12 protein-coding genes are annotated in these 16,310 nt (G+C 68.1%); 2 read left to right on the plus strand and 10 right to left on the minus strand.

Going from position 1 to position 16,310, the window contains the following annotated elements:
- Positions 1–101 precede the first annotated feature (101 nt).
- Positions 102–2,222, plus strand: a complete 2,121-nt coding sequence (locus PARHAE_RS04975; RefSeq protein WP_126153503.1) for a TonB-dependent siderophore receptor — start codon at positions 102–104, stop codon at positions 2,220–2,222.
- Positions 2,223–2,228: 6 nt separating this feature from the next.
- Here the strand turns inward: PARHAE_RS04975 and PARHAE_RS04980 are convergent, their stop codons facing one another.
- Positions 2,229–3,122 carry a helix-turn-helix domain-containing protein gene (locus PARHAE_RS04980; protein ID WP_206436868.1) on the minus strand — a complete coding sequence of 298 codons (894 nt, stop codon included), beginning with the start codon at positions 3,120–3,122 and terminating at the stop codon, positions 2,229–2,231.
- A 78-nt stretch (positions 3,123–3,200) separates the two neighbouring features.
- On the opposite strand from PARHAE_RS04980, the gene PARHAE_RS04985 reads away from it, so the two are divergent.
- A complete protein-coding gene (locus tag PARHAE_RS04985) occupies positions 3,201–4,172 on the plus strand; it encodes a siderophore-interacting protein (RefSeq protein ID WP_126153504.1) in 972 nt (323 codons plus the stop codon).
- Positions 4,173–4,205: 33 nt separating this feature from the next.
- Here PARHAE_RS04985 and PARHAE_RS04990 read toward each other — a convergent pair whose 3' ends face one another.
- The 9 genes from PARHAE_RS04990 to PARHAE_RS05035 form a co-directional block, all read right to left on the minus strand.
- Positions 4,206–4,697, minus strand: coding sequence for a hypothetical protein (locus tag PARHAE_RS04990; protein WP_126153505.1), 492 nt, complete (start codon positions 4,695–4,697; stop codon positions 4,206–4,208).
- A gap of 150 nt (positions 4,698–4,847) precedes the next feature.
- The gene (locus PARHAE_RS05000; protein ID WP_126153506.1) at positions 4,848–6,548 is read right to left on the minus strand and encodes an ABC transporter ATP-binding protein; all 1,701 of its coding nucleotides are present in this window, start codon (positions 6,546–6,548) and stop codon (positions 4,848–4,850) included.
- Between the two features lie 10 nt (positions 6,549–6,558).
- Positions 6,559–7,329: an ABC transporter ATP-binding protein gene (locus PARHAE_RS05005; protein WP_126153507.1), complete on the minus strand. Its 771-nt coding sequence runs from the start codon at positions 7,327–7,329 to the stop codon at positions 6,559–6,561.
- Positions 7,326–9,290, minus strand: a complete 1,965-nt coding sequence (gene fhuB / locus PARHAE_RS05010) for a Fe(3+)-hydroxamate ABC transporter permease FhuB (RefSeq protein ID WP_126153508.1) — start codon at positions 9,288–9,290, stop codon at positions 7,326–7,328. The genes PARHAE_RS05005 and fhuB overlap by 4 nt, the downstream gene beginning before the upstream one ends.
- The gene (locus PARHAE_RS05015; RefSeq protein WP_126153551.1) at positions 9,287–10,195 is read right to left on the minus strand and encodes an ABC transporter substrate-binding protein; all 909 of its coding nucleotides are present in this window, start codon (positions 10,193–10,195) and stop codon (positions 9,287–9,289) included. The genes fhuB and PARHAE_RS05015 overlap by 4 nt, the downstream gene beginning before the upstream one ends.
- The gene (locus tag PARHAE_RS05020) at positions 10,192–12,300 is read right to left on the minus strand and encodes a TonB-dependent siderophore receptor (protein WP_126153509.1); all 2,109 of its coding nucleotides are present in this window, start codon (positions 12,298–12,300) and stop codon (positions 10,192–10,194) included. Before PARHAE_RS05020 ends, PARHAE_RS05015 begins: the two co-directional genes overlap by 4 nt.
- Positions 12,301–12,422: 122 nt before the next feature.
- Positions 12,423–13,718, minus strand: a complete 1,296-nt coding sequence (glcF, locus tag PARHAE_RS05025; protein WP_126153510.1) for a glycolate oxidase subunit GlcF — start codon at positions 13,716–13,718, stop codon at positions 12,423–12,425.
- Position 13,719: 1 nt separating this feature from the next.
- Entirely contained in the window at positions 13,720–14,814 is a 1,095-nt protein-coding gene (locus PARHAE_RS05030) for an FAD-binding protein (RefSeq protein ID WP_126153511.1), read from the minus strand.
- The gene (locus PARHAE_RS05035; RefSeq protein ID WP_164555150.1) at positions 14,811–16,247 is read right to left on the minus strand and encodes an FAD-linked oxidase C-terminal domain-containing protein; all 1,437 of its coding nucleotides are present in this window, start codon (positions 16,245–16,247) and stop codon (positions 14,811–14,813) included. Before PARHAE_RS05035 ends, PARHAE_RS05030 begins: the two co-directional genes overlap by 4 nt.
- Positions 16,248–16,310 lie beyond the last annotated feature (63 nt).

Genomic DNA, 16,310 nt, shown 5'->3' on the forward strand with positions numbered 1-16,310 from the left:
CGGCGGCTCAAGGTCATTCCAGGGCCAGCCAGCCTGCGGACCCTCTCTGATCCGACGGCAGCCAGCAGCGTCAACACAACATCCATGCGGGACTTCGAACCATGGCACATGACATCTCATGCGGCGCCCGCCGCACCCTGACGGCCCTGCTTCTGGGCTGCACGGCGCTGATCGCGTCCCCGGCCCTTGCCCAGGACGCGGGCACCGGGACCGAGGCGTCCCCCTATCGCCTGTCGCCGATCCTGATCAATGCGGAGGGACAGTTCGACGACGATGCGAATTCCATCGTGGCCCGCGAACTGTGGGTGGGCGGCAAGGTCGCGACCAGCATTCTGGATACCCCGGCATCGGTGTCGGTCATCACCGAAAAGGAAGTCCGCGACCGCAGGGCCACAACGCTGGAGGAGGTGCTGAGCTATTCCTCGGGCATCCATACCGATTACTACGGCACGGACGACCGCAACGAATATTTCCTGGTCCGGGGGTTCGAGGCGACGACCTATCGCGACGGCCTGACCCTGGGATCCATGCGCAGCGCCCGCGAGGAACCCTATGCGTTCGAACGGACCGAGGTGATCCGGGGCGGAAACTCGACCCTGTTCGGCACCTCGGATCCGGGCGGCACGATCAACTTCGTCACCAAGCAGCCGCGCTTCGAGCGGTTCGGCGAGGTCTATGGCTCGGTCGGATCGCCGCGCAACGCCGAATACGGCTTCGATGCGGGCGATGTGCTGAACGCCGAAGGGACGCTGGCCTATCGGCTGACCGCCAAGGTCCAGGACGGCGAACGGGATTACGATCATTCCCGGAACGACAGCCGCTTCCTGATGGGCGGGCTGTCCTGGCAGCCCGGCACCGCCACGACGCTGAGCGTGGTCGCCGATTACCTGAAGCGCGAAAACACCCCCAACAGCGGCGGCTATCCGCTGGACCGCAAATACGACCGCAGCGATTTCTTCGGAGAGCCGGATTTCAACTATCAGAATGTCGAGCGCGCCAGCATCACCGGATTGCTGGAACATGACTTCGACAACGGCCTGAACCTGCGCGCGAACCTGCGCTACAGCGACCTGAAAAGCGATTTCGGCTATGTGTATCTGTCGGACAGCCCGGCGCGGGTCGGCACGGTCGTGGATCGCTGGTATTTCGGGGGCGACAACACCGCCGAGGAACTGATCGGCAACGTCATCCTGCAATACGACCGCAGCTTCGACCGTTTCGACAGCAGCACCGTCGCCGGACTGGAATTCCGCGACGCGTCGACCAGCAGCGCGCCGTTCTATGGGCTTTACACCCCCATCGACATTGCGAACCCGGTCTATTCCGGCGCGCCCGGCACCCTGGCCGCGCCCTATGAATTGCGCGACAACGACTACAAGACCAAATCGCTGTTCGTGCAGCAGAACCTGTCCTTCGACGACCGCTTCATCGCGACCGTCGGCCTGCGCCATGACTGGCTGGACATCCGGGAAACGCTGAACGGCGTGCAGACCAGCGACGATTTCTCGGAAACCTCGATCCGGGGGGCGCTGACCTACAAGGTCAACAGCGAGATCTCGACCTATGTCAGCTATGTCGAATCTGTCGCGCCTCCGGGTGTGGGCGTCGAACCGGAACGGGGCGAGCAATACGAACTGGGCGTGAAATATCAGCCGCTGGGGACCAACGCGCTGATCTCGGCCTCGGTCTATGACCTGACCAAGAACAACGTCACCGTGGCGGTGGTCCAGCCGGACGGCAACATCACCCGCGAACTGGTTGGCGAACAGCGGGTGCGCGGCTTCGATCTGGAAGGCAAGGCCGAACTGGGCGGCAATGTCGACGTGATCGCGTCCTATTCGTATATGAAGTCCGACGTCGTGCGGTCCGGGCCGATCCGGGGCGTGGACGTGGAAGGAAACGAATTCGGCAACGTCCCCAACCACATGGCGTCGTTGTGGGTAAACTATACCCTGCCTGGCGATCAAACCCGCGGCGACATGCGCTTCGGCTTGGGCGCGCGCTATGTCGGGTCGTATTTCTTCGCGATCTCGAACAATACCGGCAAGGCCGAATCGTCGGTCACGCTGGACGCCGCCTTCAACTATCAGGTGCAGGAAAACACCAACCTGGCCCTGAACATCAGCAACCTGCTGGACGATCAGCATGTCGTCGGCAGCGGCACGGCGGATTACTATAACCCCGGCCGTGCCGTCGCCGTGACCCTGCGCCACAGCTGGTAACAGGCGCTATTCCGCGATCCGCATCCGCCGCCACGCGGCGGGTGTTTCCCCCGCGACCTGCCGGAAGGCGCGCGTCAGATGCGCCTGGTCGGAAAAGCCCAGATGCGCGGCCACATCGGCCACGGTCAGGGCGCGGTCGGTCAGCAGGCGCTGCGCCTGGGCGATCCGCTGGGCCAGTTGCCATTGCAGGGGCGTCTGGCCCGTCGTCTGCTTGAAGACCGCCGCGAACCAGCTTTCCGACAGCCCGACCGCCGCCGCCATCTCGGCCACGGTCATGCGCCGGTCCTGGCGCGCGTGCAGCCGGGCCGTCAGCCTGCGCATCTGCGCAGGCGTCAGCCCGCCCGAGGCGCTGTCCTGGCCCTGTGGCGGGATGTCCAGAAGCCCGGTCGCGATGCTTCCCACCAGGTTTTCGGCAAAGACCGGATGGCGCGCGGGCTGCGACACCTCGTCCACCAGCAGACCGGCCAGGACGGACAGCGCCGGGGCGTCCTGGATCTCGACCGGGCGGCGCAGGACCGACAGCGCGTCCGACGCGCCAAGCGAGGGCGACAGGAACCGCAGCAGCCGGTCGCGGTGGATATGCAGGTCCAGATGCGCGAAATGATGCGCGCCGGTGAAGTTGGACCAGATCGGCATCCCCGCCGGGACATACAGCGCCCGCATCATCGGCCGGGCATGGGCGGCCATGCCCGCGTCGCGGTTCGAGATCAGGATATGGTCCGACACGTCGTTCAGAAAGAACACGATGCGCGGGTCGGGCGACAGGTAATAACCCGTGGCGCCTGCCTGCGCCTCGGCCTGCCAATAGACGCTGGCCACGCCGTCCAGGCCGCGCCAGCAAACCGGCGCCACGGCCCGGATGCCATCGGTCCGGCAGGTCATCCTGTGCAGGTAGCTCATCGCGGGTTCAGCGGTTTCGATATTGTTGACTGAATTTGTTCAGTATAAGAAAAGCGCATAAATGGAAAGGCCCGCGTCATGTCGCATCTGCGCACACACCGGAATTCCGGCACCATCCCCATGGCATCCGGGGCGGCTGCGGCGGCCCTGAAGGCCCGCGCCGCCGCGTGGGAGGTGCCGCTGGTGGAAACCCCTGACGCGCTGAGCCTGTTCGTCTGGGGCTGTGAATTGCGTCTGGTGCCGGGCGGCGACGAGGTCCGCGTCGAGCTGACGGCGCCGGAAGCGCGCCTGATCGGCAGCCTTCAGGACAGCGCCACCGAACTGTTCACCGAGGCCGGGCTGGAGGTCAGGTGGGACCGCGTCGATGCGGGCGCGCTTGCGCCGGGCCTGTCGCTGATGCGCGTGGAATCGGTGACGCAGCGGTCGCCCGGATTCATCCGCGTGCGACTGAGCGGGCCGGATGCCGGGCGCTTCGGCATCGGCAGCCTGCATTTCCGTCTGCTTCTGCCCCCTGCCGGTCGCGAAGCGGTCTGGCCCAGGGTCGGGGCCTCGGGGCGGACGGAATGGCCCAGGGGGGCGGATGCGCTGCATCGTCCGGTCTATACGGTCGCCGGCCATGGCGATGGCTGGCTGGATTTCGACATCTTCCGCCACGCGGGCAGCCCGACTTGCGACTGGGCGCTGTCCGGTCCGCAGGGATCGACCGTGGGCATCATCGGTCCCGGCGGCGGCTGGTGCCCGGACGCCGCCCGGCTGCACCTGTTCGGCGACGAAACCGCGCTGCCCGCGATCGCGCGGATGCTGGAACTGGCGCAGGGCGAGGTCACGGCCCATATCCGCGCGGCCTATCCCGACCTGGGACCGCTGGCCGCCGATCCGCGCGTCACGCGCTGCGACGACCTGCTGGCTGCCCTGGCCAGGACCGATCTGGGGAAAGGTAGCCATGTCTGGTTCGCGGCCGAGGCGGGGCAGGCCCGCGAGGCCCGTCAGCACCTGATCGCCCGCGGCATCGACCGCAAGGATTTCCTGTCGGCCGCCTATTGGGGCTGACGCGGGGACGGCCCGACCGCCCCCGCGACTGGATCAGGCGCCGATCCGCCGCCGCGCCGCCAGTCCGGTGATGCCGACCGCAGCCGCCAACAGCGGCAGCGAGGCAGGCAGGGGCACCGGGGCCGGTTCGTCGTCGATGCGGACCAGGCTCATGGTGGCGTCGCCCCCCAACGTCGCGATGCCCGCCGCAAAGTCCGTCCCCGCCTCGAAAAAGCCCAGGTCGAAAGACAGTCCGTTGATCGCGGTGAAGGTCACGCCATCGTCCAGCAGTTCCAGCAGCTCTTCCAGGCCGGTCACCTCGGCCAGGACATAGCCCGCAAATCCCAGATAGTCGGGCAAGCCCTCAATGCTGCCCGTGCCGGAAAAGTCCAGCGTATAGCGGCCCGCCTGCTGGATCTCATAGATGATGCCGCCGAAATGTCGCAACGGGACATCCACGCTGGCGACTGTCGCGGCGTCGGCCACCGATCCCAGCGTGAACGTCGTTGCAAAGGCCAAGGCCACGGCCTGCAAGGCTGATCTCATGTAAATCTCCTACGATATACACCCGCAGCGATGCCCAGCAGCATGATGCCACCGGCCATCGCGGCGGGATTCCGCCTAACTATGCCTTAATCGACGAATAATTAAAGATTTTTCGTGGCCTGGAATGCAATTGCACGAAATGGTTGTCTTTCAGGCGGCCAGCCCCGCATAGATCCCGCCCTGCGCGATCAGATCGGCATGGCTGCCGATCTCGGCCACGCGGCCGCGGTCCATCACCACGATTCGGTCGGCATTGCGGATGGTGCCCAGCCGGTGCGCGATGACCAGTGTCGTGCGCCCCGCCGCCAGCGCATCCAGCGCCTGCTGGATCTCGCGTTCGGTCTGGCTGTCCAGCGCGCTTGTCGCCTCGTCCAGGATCAGGATCGGCGGGTTCTTCAGGAAAGCGCGGGCGATGGCCACGCGCTGTTTCTGACCGCCCGACAGCATCACGCCGCGTTCGCCGACCATCGTGTCCAGCCCGTCGGGCAGGTTGTCGATCATCTGCGTCAACTGCGCCTGGGCGGCGGCCTGGCGGATGTCATCGTCGCTGGCGCCCAGGCGGCCATAGGCGATGTTTTCCCGCAGCGTTCCGCCGAACAGGAACACGTCCTGGCTGACCAGCCCGATCTGGCGGCGCAGGCTGTTCAGCCGCATCCGCGCCAGGTCCAGCCCGTCCACGGTGATCCGGCCCCGCGTGGGTTCGTAAAATCGCGGCAGCAGCGCCAAGAGCGTGGTCTTGCCCGCCCCGGACGGGCCGACGAAGGCCACCGTTTCACCCGCGCGAATGGTCAGGTCGATCCCGTCCAGGATGGTCCGGCCTTCGTCATAGGCGAAGCTGACGTTTTCGAAGCGGATGTCGCCGCGCAGGGCCGGGGCGTCGACGGCATCGGGGGCGTCGGCGATCTCGGGGTCCGTGGCCAGCAGTTCCTGATAGCGGCGGAAACCGGCGATGCCGCGCGGATAGGTCTCGATCACGGCGGCGATCTTTTCCAGCGGGCGATAGAAGACGCCGACCAGCAGCAGGAAGCCGACGAAGCCGCCGGTGGTCAGATCGCCCGACAGCACGAAGCCCGCGCCGACCACCATCACGATCACCTGGACCAGCCGCAGGCCCATGTATTGCAGCGCGCTTGACGCGGCCATCACGCGATAGGCATCCAGCTTGGCCTGGCGGTAGCGGGCGTTGTCCGCGGCGAACAGATGGGTCTCGTGCGCCTCGTTGCCGAAGGCCTGCACGACGCGGACGCCGCCCAGGGCTTCCTCCAGCCGGACGTTGAAATCGCCGACGCGGGAATAGATGGCGCGCCAGGTCTGCTTCATGCGCCCGCCATAGACGATCACGATGCCCAGCATCGCCGGCACGATCAGCGCCACGATCACCGCAAGCTGCGGATTGACCCAGAACATCAGCGCGAAGGCCCCCACAAAGGTCATGATGGCGATGAAGGCGTCCTCGGGGCCGTGATGGGCGACCTCGCCGATTTCCTCCAGGTCGCGGGTGACGCGGGCGACCAGCTTGCCGGTCCGCGCGCGGTCGTACCACCGCCAGGACAGCCGGGTCAGGTGGTCGAAGGCGCGGGCGCGCATCTCCGTCTCGATGTTGATGCCCAGCTTGTGGCCCCAATAGATCACCACCGTCAGCAGCCCGGCATTGATCGCGTAAAGCGCCAGCAGACCCGCGGCGGCGGCGACCGTCAGCGTCCAGTTGCCCTGCGGCAGCAGGTGGTCGATGAAGGCGGTGACGGCCAGGGGAAAGGCCAGCTCCAGCAGGCCCGACAGCACCGCGCAGCCGAAATCCAGCCAGAACAGTCCCATGAAGGGGCGATAATAGGAAAAGAACTGGCGCAGCATCGGGTTTCCCTCAGGCGGGGATGGCCACCGGGCCGCCATCCGCGCGTGTCAGCACCTGCATCGGCAGGCCATAGATCCGTTCCAGCGCATCGGACCGCATCAGGTCGGCGGGGCCGCCCTGCAAGACCAGACGCCCGCCCTTCAGCGCGACCACGTGGTCGCAGAATCGGGCGGCCATGTTGACCTCGTGGAGCACGATCACGGCGCTGCGGCCGCTCTCATGGCACATGCGGCGGACAAGCGCCAGAACCTCGACCTGATGGGCGATGTCCAATGCGCTGATCGGTTCGTCCAGCAGCAGGGTCGCGGCCTGTTGCGCGACCATCATCGCCAGCCAGGCCCGCTGACGCTCGCCCCCCGACAGCGTATCGACCAGCCGGTCGGAAAAATCCATGACGCCGCATTCGGCCATCGCGCGGGCGACGGCCTGGTGGTCGCCGGGACCGAAGCGGCCAAGCGCGCCGTGCCAGGGGTATCGGCCAAGCGCCACCAGTTCGCGCACGGTCATCCCCTCGGCCGCCGGGGGGTGCTGGGGCAGGAAGGCCAGGCGGCGGGCATAGTCGCGGGCGCGCCAGTCGGGCAGGGCGCGGCCCTCGAAGGCGACGGCGCCGCCGCTGGGGGCGATCTGGCGGGCCAGCACCTTCAGCAGCGTGGACTTGCCCGACCCGTTATGGCCGATCAGCGCGATCATCCGGCCGGAGGGCAGGTCCAGCGTCAGGCCGTGCAGAAGGCGGCGGCCGGGCACGTCGACGGTCAGGCCGGCGATGGAAAAGAGGCTCATCGGACAGGTCTCATCATCAGCCAGATCAGCCAGGGCGCGCCGATCAGAGACGCGAACAGGCCCAGCGGCAGTTCATAGGGAAAGCCCGCCATGCGCGCCCCGAAATCGGCCGCCAGCATCAGCCCCGCGCCGATCAGCGCCGCGCCGGTGACGTTATCGCCCGGTCGGGCAAGGCCCAGGCGGCGGGCCATGTGGGGCGCCATCAGGCCGACGAAGGACAGTGGCCCGACCAGAACCGTGGCGGCCCCCGTCGCCATCCCGGCCAATGCGATCAGCAGCAGCCGTGCGCGGCGCAGCGGCAGGCCCAGCCCGCCCGCGATGCCGGTGCCCAGCGGCAGCACCGCCAGCCAGCGCCGCGCGGCCAGCGCCCCGGCCCACAGCGCCCCCGCCACCGCCGCCAGGGCCAGCGCGCCGGGCATGGTCACGGCCGACGACGACCCCGACAGCCAGGACAGGATCTGAAAGGACCGGGTGTCGCCCACCGACATCGCCGCCGCCAGCACGGCGGATGCCAGCGCCGACACCGCGATCCCCGCCAGCAGCACCCGTTCGGCGGGCATGTCGCGGCGGCTGACGAAAGCGGCGATCAGCGCCAGCGCCACCGCGCCCCCGACCATCGTGCCCGCCGTCAGCGCCGCCGCCGTGGGCGCAGCCAGCAGATAGACCACGCCCGCATAGCCCATCGCCGCCCCGCCCGACACGCCCAGCACCTCGGGCGAGGCGAGGGGGTTTGCGGTCAGCCGTTGCAGGATCGCGCCCGCGATCGCCAGCGCCGCCCCGGCGGAGGCCGCCGCGATCAGGCGCGGCAGGCGCATCGGCAGGAAGGCCGCGAAGCTGTCGGCGTCCAGGATCGCCCAGCCGCCGGGCACCCGGCCGATCCAGACCAGCACCAGGGCGGCGATCACCAGGGCAACAGCCAGCCCGGCCAGCAGCGGCAGGGGCCGGTCGCGGCGCGGCGCGGGGCCTTCGGCGCGTTCCGTTCCCGGCGGGGTCGATCCGCGCAGACGCGGCAGCAGCCAGATCAGCAGCGGCCCGCCGATCAGCCCGGTCAGCGCGCCGGTCGGAAAGGTCTCGCCCACACGGCCCGCCACCAGCAGCACCAGTCCGTCGCAGACCGACAGGATCAGCGCGCCGATCACCGGCGACAGGGCCAGCAGGCGCGGGATCGACACCGCCCCCAGGGTCCGCGCCACGGCGGGCGCGGCCAGGCCCACGAAGGCGATCAGCCCCAGTTCGGCGGACACGGCAGCGGCCAGGACCACCGCCACGCCCACCACCAGCAACCGCACCAGGGTCACGTTCAGGCCCAGGCCGGACGCCCCCTCGATCCCCAGCGACAGCACGCGCAGGGGACGCGCCAGAGCGGCGGTTGCGATGGCCCCGAAGACCAGCACCCCCGCCAGCGCCCGAACCCCCGACCAGTCCTGCTGGACCAGAGACCCGCCGTTCCAGATCACCAGAGACAGCAGGTACTGCCCCTGCGCCAACGTCATCGCGGTCGCCACGGCGCTGGCGGTCATCCCGACCAGCATCCCGGCGATCACCATCGTCACCGGCGCGAAGCCTCGCCGCGCGCCGATGGCCAGCACCAGCCCGGCGGCCAGCCCCGCGCCGGTCAGCGCCACCGGCCAGCGGCCCTGATCCAGCAGGTCCGGCGCCAGCATGGTCGCCATCACCAGCGCAAGCTGCGCGCCGGCGGAAATCCCCAGCGTGGTCGGATCGGCGACCGGGTTCCTCAGCACGACTTGCAGGATCGCGCCCGACAGGCCCAGCACGGCGCCCGCCAACAGCGCGATCACCCCGCGCGGCATCAGCCCGAAGCCCAGCAGGATCTGCGGAATGTCCATCCGCGCCGGATCCAGAGGCCAGGAAGGCCAGTCCGCGAAGGGCAGCAGGTGCAGCGCCGCCGCCAGCCACAGGGCGGCGGCCAGCCCGGCGACGGGGATCAGCCGCGCGGTCATGCGATGGCCCCCGGCCCGGCCTCGAAGGCCTGGGCCAGCAGGGTGGCGAAGCGCAGCGCGGCGGGCACCGCGCCGAAGGCGTTGGTGTCGGCCAGCAGATAGGTCCGCCCCCGCGCGACCGGGGGCAGGGCGCGCCACAGGACGATGCGCGACAGGGCGCGCTCGGCAGCGGCGGGCAGGGCGCCGATATTGACCAGCCGGGCCTCGGGCATCCGGGCCAGCCGCTCGATGGGGATGGGCGCCATGAAGCTGAAGGCCGTGCCGTCCGTCCAGGCGTTCCGCAGGCCCAGCCGCTCCAGCGTGCTGCCGAACAGGCTGTCGAAGCCGAAGACCCGCATGTGCCGGCCGTCGCCGATATTGACCAGCGCCACGGGCCGGTCGCGGAACGGCGCCAGCCGCCCGGCCAGCGCATCCAGCGCGGCATCGGTCGCGGCCAGGGTCCGCGCGCCCGTCTGCGGGTTGCCGATGGCATCGGCCAGCGCCGTCAGCGCGGCAAGCGCCTTGGGCAAGGGCGGCTCGCCCGGCGTGAAGAAGGGCAGCGACAGGACCGGGGCGATGGATCGCAGCCGGTCCTCGTAGCGGGTGTAAAAGGGCGAGGACAGGATCAGGTCCGGTCGGGTCAGTTGCAGCAGTTCGAAATTCGGGGCGCCGCGCAGGCCCAGGTCGGTGACATCCGGCGGGATCGCGGGTTCGATCACGTCAGCGCGGAACCGCACCAGTTCGGCGGCGGCGACGGGCATGTGGCCGATGGCCGCTGCGGTTTCCAGCATCGCCCAGTCGATGGCGGCCAGCCGGGGCGCGGATGATGCGGGCGGGGCGGCCCGCAAAGGCAGGCCCGCCGCCAGGAAGGCCCCAGCGGCGGTCAGGATCGCACGGCGCGAGGGCAGGGTGCCCCCGCTGGTCACCACTTGTAGGCGACTTTGGCCGTGACGGTGCGGCCTTCGCCATACGAGCAATAGGAGAATCCGCAGGCGCCCACATAAACCTCATCGGTCAAGTTGGTGACATTCAGCGACATTTCCACATTTTCGCGGGTATAGCCGGCGCTCAGATCGACCAGGGTCACGCTGTCGAGTTCGTTAGCGTTGCTATCGTTGATGTAGCGCGTGCCGATATAGCGGATGCCGCCGCCGAGACGTAGGCCGTTGCCGAAGTCGCGGTCGATCCACAGGCTGGCCAAGTGGCTCGGCGCATCGGCCAGTTCCTTGCCGTCGAAGATTAATCCGGTATTGGGGTCGACAGAGCGGGTAGGGTCGTTCTGCTCGGTCTTGTTATAGGCATATCCGCCGCGAAGCTTCCAGCCTTCGGCTAACTCAGCCGTAGCCTCAATTTCTATGCCTTGCGATTTTACTTCGTCGATCTGGCGAATGACTCTGCCTGGCTGACCGTCAGGGCGTTCAATGCTCCGGTTGACGTCTGAAAGGGTCAGATCATAGAGCGATACGGTAATCAGCCCGTCAAATGCGCTCGGGCTGTATTTGACGCCAACTTCCCATTGCTCGGCTTCGGTCGGCTTGAGGATCTGGTTGTTGAGATCGAATCCGGCACTGGGATCGAAGGACGTGGAGTAGCTGACATAGGGCGCGGCACCGTTGGCCATGACATAGCCAAGGCCGACGCGACCGGTGACCTTGTTGTCCTTGTATTCGGACGGGTTGCCATAGCGTTCGCCGGTCTGCTCGATCCAATCATAGCGTAGGCCCAGGGAGCCGCGCCAGTTGCCGTATTCCACCTCGTCCTGCGCATAGATACCAACCTGGCGCAGGGTGGAATTGCCCGCGTTGGGGGTTCCGAAGAACGTGCGGCCCCCGGCATAATAGTCGGGGTCGAGAAGGTTCAGGTTGGCGGCGGTACCGAACTGACTGCTTTCGAAGGCGTCGTATTTGCGGACATCGGCGCCGAACAGCAACTTGTGGACCGCCTGGCCCGTCGTGATCTCGCCCGTCAGGCGGGTGTCGAGGCTGATCGTGTCGCTGTCCTCGGCCTGATCGCTCGATCCGCGGCTGATCGTGTCCAGCCCGATGACGGTGCTGGCATAGGTGCCGCGATAGGTCCAGTCGAGGTTCTCGTAGCGGAAGCCCTGGCTCAGCGTCCAGCCGTTGTCCAGTTCGTGGCTGACCTCCACCCCCAAGCTGTAGGTGGTGCGGTCGCTGTCGTCCCAATCCTTTTGGCCGGTATAAAGATCGCGCAGATAGTCACCGTTGCCCGTCCGGGTCAGGGCGAAGGGCACTCCGGTGGGCGAGATCGGCGAGTCCTTAGTATAGGTCGCAAGGAAGTCGATGGTCGTTGCCTCGCTGGGCGTCCAGCGGGCGGCGCCCGCCAGATAACCGCCCTTGTTCGTCAGGTCGTTGATCTGCGTGCTTTCGTCGCGGCCTATCCCGGTGACGCGGAAGGACAGTTCCTCGGACGGAGCGCGGTTCACGTCGAAGAACAGGCTGGGGCTGCCGTTGCTGTCATAGCCGATCCCCGCCTCGCCGAAGTCGAAGGTCCGCGCGCGTTTCTGGACCATGTTGATGACGCCCAGCGGCGAGCCTGCGCCATAGAGCGACGAAGACGGGCCGCGCAGAACCTCGATCTGTTGCAGCCCATAGATTTCCTGGCTGATCGCGCCGAAGAAACGGCCCTGGCGTAGCCCATTCACATATTGGGCATTATCCGCGCGAAAGCCCCGGATATAGGGCGTGTCGAAGCGCGGGTCGATGCCGAAAGGCTCGGCCAGAACGCCTGCGGTATAGCCCAAAGCCTGGCCTAGGTTTTGTGCGCCCTGCTCGTCGATCTGGTCCTCGGTCACGACCGAAACGGATTGCTGGGATTCGGCAAGCGGTGTTGCGCTTTTCGTGGTCTGCGCCCCGTTGGCGACGTAGCCCGACACGTCATCGACCGTCAGGGTGATGTCGCCCAGGACGAAGACCGAGTCGTCGTCGGCGGTGGTGGACGCATCTTGCGCCAGGGCCGGATGGGCCAACGCAAGGGCGCTGACGCTGGCGAGGATCAGGGAACGCGGGGTCATGAGGGGGCCTGCCGGGACGAGGGGTTACGTTTTTCCCCACCGTTTGCGCCATCAGCGTCAGCCCGTCAAATCAAACCCGACAGAAACTCTGCGTTATTAACCTTTGCTGTGACATTTTCACGTCACGCGATCTCGCGCAGTGCCCGGGGTTTCGGCCCGCCGGTCGCCCAGTCCAGCAGTTCGACGGTATGGAGGACCGGCACGGCGGTGCCAGATCCGATCTGCATCATGCAGCCGATATTGCCCGCGCTGATGACCTGCGGCTGGGTCGCCTCCAGCGTGGCGACCTTGCGGGATTTCAGATCCGCGCTGATCGCGGGCTGCATCAGGTTGTAGGTGCCGGCCGAGCCGCAGCAGATGTGGCTGTCCCTAGGTTCCAGCACGGTGAAACCCGCATCGGCCAGCAGTTCCTTGGGGGTGGCCTTGATCTGCTGGCCGTGTTGCAGCGAACAGGCGGCGTGATAGCCGACGCGCAGCGGCGGGGCGTGGGTGGCGTCCGACAGACCCAGGTCGGCCATGACTTCGGTGATGTCCTTCGCAAGACCCGCCACGCGCGTGGCATCCGCCTCCAGCGGGTCGCCCGCGAACATATGGCCGTAATCCTTGACCGTGGTGCCGCAGCCCGAGGTGTTGATGACCAGGGCGTCCAACCCCGCGCCGTCGATTTCCGCCGCCAGCGCGCGGATGTTGGCGGCGGCGAAGGCGTGGCTGTCGCCGGTGCGGCCCATGTGATGGGTCAGGGCGCCGCAGCAGCCCATGCCGCGCGGGATCACCACCTCGCAGCCGTGGCGGCGCAGCAGGCGGATGGTGGCGTCGTTGATGTCGGTGTTCAGCGCCCGCTGCGCGCAGCCCGTCAGCAGCGCCACCCGCTTGCGGCGCGGGCCTTGCGCGGCGAAGACCTGCGGGCGGTCGTTGAGGCTGGGGGGCGGGATGTCGCGCGGGGCCATGTCCAGCATGGCGCGCAGCCGGGCGTCGGGCATCAGGCGGCGGAACGGGCGGCCCAGCTTTGCCCCCCGCAGTGCCACGCGGAAGCGGCCCGGATAGGGCAGGATCTTCGCCAGCAGCCAGCGCAGCAGGCGGTCGGACAGAGGGCGGCGATAGTTCGCCTCGATATATTCGCGGGCGTGATCGACCAGGTGCATGTAGTGGACACCCGAGGGGCAGGTCGTCATGCAGGACAGGCAGGACAAACAGCGGTCGATATGCTGGACCGTTTTCGCATCCGGCCGCCGGGCGTTTTCCAGCATGTCCTTGATCAGATAGATGCGCCCGCGCGGGCTGTCCAATTCGTCGCCCAGAACCTTGTAGGTGGGGCAAGTCGCGGTGCAGAAGCCGCAATGGACGCAGGTGCGCAGGATCTCGTTGCTGCGCGCGGTCAGGGGAACGGCAAGCTGCCGGGCGGTGAAATTCGTCTGCATGTCAGGCGTCCATCAGGCCGGGATTGAGGATGCCCGCCGGGTCGAAGGCCCGCCGCAGCCCGTCCTGCAACCGCGCCACGGCGCCGCTCTGGGGAGGAAAGGCCGGGCCGGTGGCCGTGTCGCGGCGGATCAGCGTGGCATGGGGGGCCAAGGCGCGCGGATTTCCGGGACCGCGATACCAGATCAGCCCGCCGCCCCAGTCCAGCGAGGAATCCCCTCCCATCGCCCGCAGGCCCGCGCAGATCTCCGGCGCATCGGTCGGCTTGCACAGGATCCGCCACAAAGGCCCGCCGTCCGCGAAATGCGCCACGTCGCGCATCGCGCCCCAGGGGGCGTCGTCCAGCACCTCGGGGCGGTGTTCGGCCAGCAGGGCCAGCAGCCGGTCGCGGCGATACGCAAGCTGACGCTCCAACCCCTCGATCCGCAGATAGGCCGTGCCGCCGACATGGACCGCCCCCGAGACCTCGAAGGGGGTGGACAGCGCCGCCGTGAAGATGCGCAGGGCCGTGGCCTGGGTCACGCCGGGAAAGGCCAGCGTCGTGCGCGCGGGCAGCAGCGGCAGGGTCTTCAGGACGACTTCGGTCAGCGCCGCCAGGGTGCCGTGCGACCCGGCCAGCAGCTTGGACAGATCCAGCCCGGTGACGTTCTTCATCACCCGCCCGCCGTTTTTCAGCAGGCGGCCCCGGCCATCCACGAAGCGCACCCCCAGCAGGTGGTCGCGGCAGGCCCCCGCCAGCACCCGGCGCGGGCCGCTGGCATTGGCGGCGACCATGCCGCCCAAGCTCGGGGTGCCGTTGCCGCTCAGGATGCCGCGCAGATCCGGCGGCTCGAAGGCCAGCGCCTGGCCCTCGGCCTCCAGCATCGCCTTGATTTCGGGCAGGGGGGTGCCGGGACGGGCGATCAGCGTCATCTCGCCCGGCGAATAGGTCACGACGCCGGACAGGCGCGACAGCGACAGCGCCTCGCCGCGGGCGCGGTTTTCCACCCGCGTGCCGCCCCCGACGATACGCAGGGGCGCGCGGCGCGCGTGGCGGTCGGCGATGATTTCCGCGACCTCGGCCTCGGACGCGGGGGCAAGATCCAGGGCCACGGTCATCGGGCGGCCCGATGCGCGGCGCTGGCGTCCAGCGGAAAGACCTTGGCGGGGTTCAGCAGCCAGTCGGGGTCGAACACGTCCTTGACCTGCATCTGGATCGCCAGATCTTCGGGCGCATACTGGTCGCCCATCAGGTCGCGCTTTTCCACGCCCACGCCATGTTCGCCGGTCAGGCAGCCGCCGACCTGAACGCACAGGCGCAGGATGTCGGCGCCGAAGGCCTCGGCGCGGGCCAGATCGCCGGGGGTGTTGGCGTCGAACAGGATCAGCGGATGCATGTTGCCGTCGCCCGCGTGGAAGACATTCGCGACCTCCAGCCCGTGCTGGCGCGACAGTTCGCCGATCCGGCGCAGCGTATAGGGCAGCTGGCCCACCGGCACCGTGCCGTCCAGGCAGATGTAATCGCCCAGCCGTCCCATCGCGCCGAAGGCCGACTTGCGGCCCTTCCAGATCGCCAGCGCCTCGTCGGCATTGCGGCTTTCGCGGAATTCGACCGGGTTCAGCGCGTCGGCGATGGCGCGGATCCGGGTGATCTGATCGTCGATTTCCGCAGGCGCCCCCTCGACCTCGACGATCAGCACGGCGGGACAGTCGGGGTATCCGGCCTTGGCGAAGGCCTCGACCGCGCGCAGGCAGGGTTCGTCCATGTATTCGATGGCGACCGGCAGCACGCCCGAGCGGATGATGTTGGCCACGCATTCGCCCGCGACCTCGGGGGAATCGAAGCCGATCAGCACCGGGCGCGCGCCTTCGGGACGAGGCAGGATGCGCAGGGTCGCCTCGGTCACGACGCCAAGCTGGCCTTCCGATCCGCAGAGGATGCCCAGCAGGTCCAGGCCCGCCGGTCCCATCTCGGGGCCGCCCAGTTCGACGATCTCGCCCGTGGTCAGCACCACGGTCGCGCCCATCAGGTTGTTGGTGGTGACGCCGTATTTCAGGCAATGCGCGCCGCCCGAGTTCATCGCGATATTGCCCGCGATGGTGCAGGCAAGCTGCGAGGACGGGTCGGGCGCATAGAAGAAGCCCAGCGGTTCCAGTTCCGCGCTGACCGACAGGTTGGTGACGCCGGTCTGGACGCGGATGAAACGGTTGGCGGTGTCGATCTCCAGCACCTCGCGCAGGCGCATGGTGCCCAGGATCACGCAATCGGCGGTCGGCAGTGCGCCGCCTGCCAGCGAGGTTCCCGCCCCGCGCGGCACCACCGGCACGCCCAGGTCGGCGCAGACGCGCATCACCGCCGCCACCTCTGCTGTCGATCGGGGCAGGGTCACGGCCAGCGGCGGGCAGCGATAGGCGGTCAGCGCGTCGCATTCATAGGCGCGGGTTTCCTGGGGGTCGTCGATCACCGCGTCGGCGGGCAGGGCCGCGCGCAGGGCGGCGACGATCTGCGGCCCGCGCGCAAGGATGCGCGGATCGGGCGCCGGCATGGCGATGGTCATGGCTGTGCCTTTCTCGTTCCCCGCATCGTTGGTAAAATGATTTGACCAAGCCTGTCA

It is taken from the genome of Paracoccus haematequi (assembly GCF_900631945.1).
Classification (GTDB): Bacteria; Pseudomonadota; Alphaproteobacteria; order Rhodobacterales; family Rhodobacteraceae; genus Paracoccus; species Paracoccus haematequi_A.

Coding starts and splice junctions, on each gene's coding strand:
- PARHAE_RS04975 (WP_126153503.1), top strand. CDS start 102: ATGGCACATGACATCTCATGCGGCGCCCGCCGCACCCTGACGGCCCTG.
- PARHAE_RS04980 (WP_206436868.1), bottom strand. CDS start 3,122: ATGAGCTACCTGCACAGGATGACCTGCCGGACCGATGGCATCCGGGCC.
- PARHAE_RS04985 (WP_126153504.1), top strand. CDS start 3,201: ATGTCGCATCTGCGCACACACCGGAATTCCGGCACCATCCCCATGGCA.
- PARHAE_RS04990 (WP_126153505.1), bottom strand. CDS start 4,697: ATGAGATCAGCCTTGCAGGCCGTGGCCTTGGCCTTTGCAACGACGTTC.
- PARHAE_RS05000 (WP_126153506.1), bottom strand. CDS start 6,548: ATGCTGCGCCAGTTCTTTTCCTATTATCGCCCCTTCATGGGACTGTTC.
- PARHAE_RS05005 (WP_126153507.1), bottom strand. CDS start 7,329: ATGAGCCTCTTTTCCATCGCCGGCCTGACCGTCGACGTGCCCGGCCGC.
- fhuB (WP_126153508.1), bottom strand. CDS start 9,290: ATGACCGCGCGGCTGATCCCCGTCGCCGGGCTGGCCGCCGCCCTGTGG.
- PARHAE_RS05020 (WP_126153509.1), bottom strand. CDS start 12,300: ATGACCCCGCGTTCCCTGATCCTCGCCAGCGTCAGCGCCCTTGCGTTG.
- glcF (WP_126153510.1), bottom strand. CDS start 13,718: ATGCAGACGAATTTCACCGCCCGGCAGCTTGCCGTTCCCCTGACCGCG.
- PARHAE_RS05030 (WP_126153511.1), bottom strand. CDS start 14,814: ATGACCGTGGCCCTGGATCTTGCCCCCGCGTCCGAGGCCGAGGTCGCG.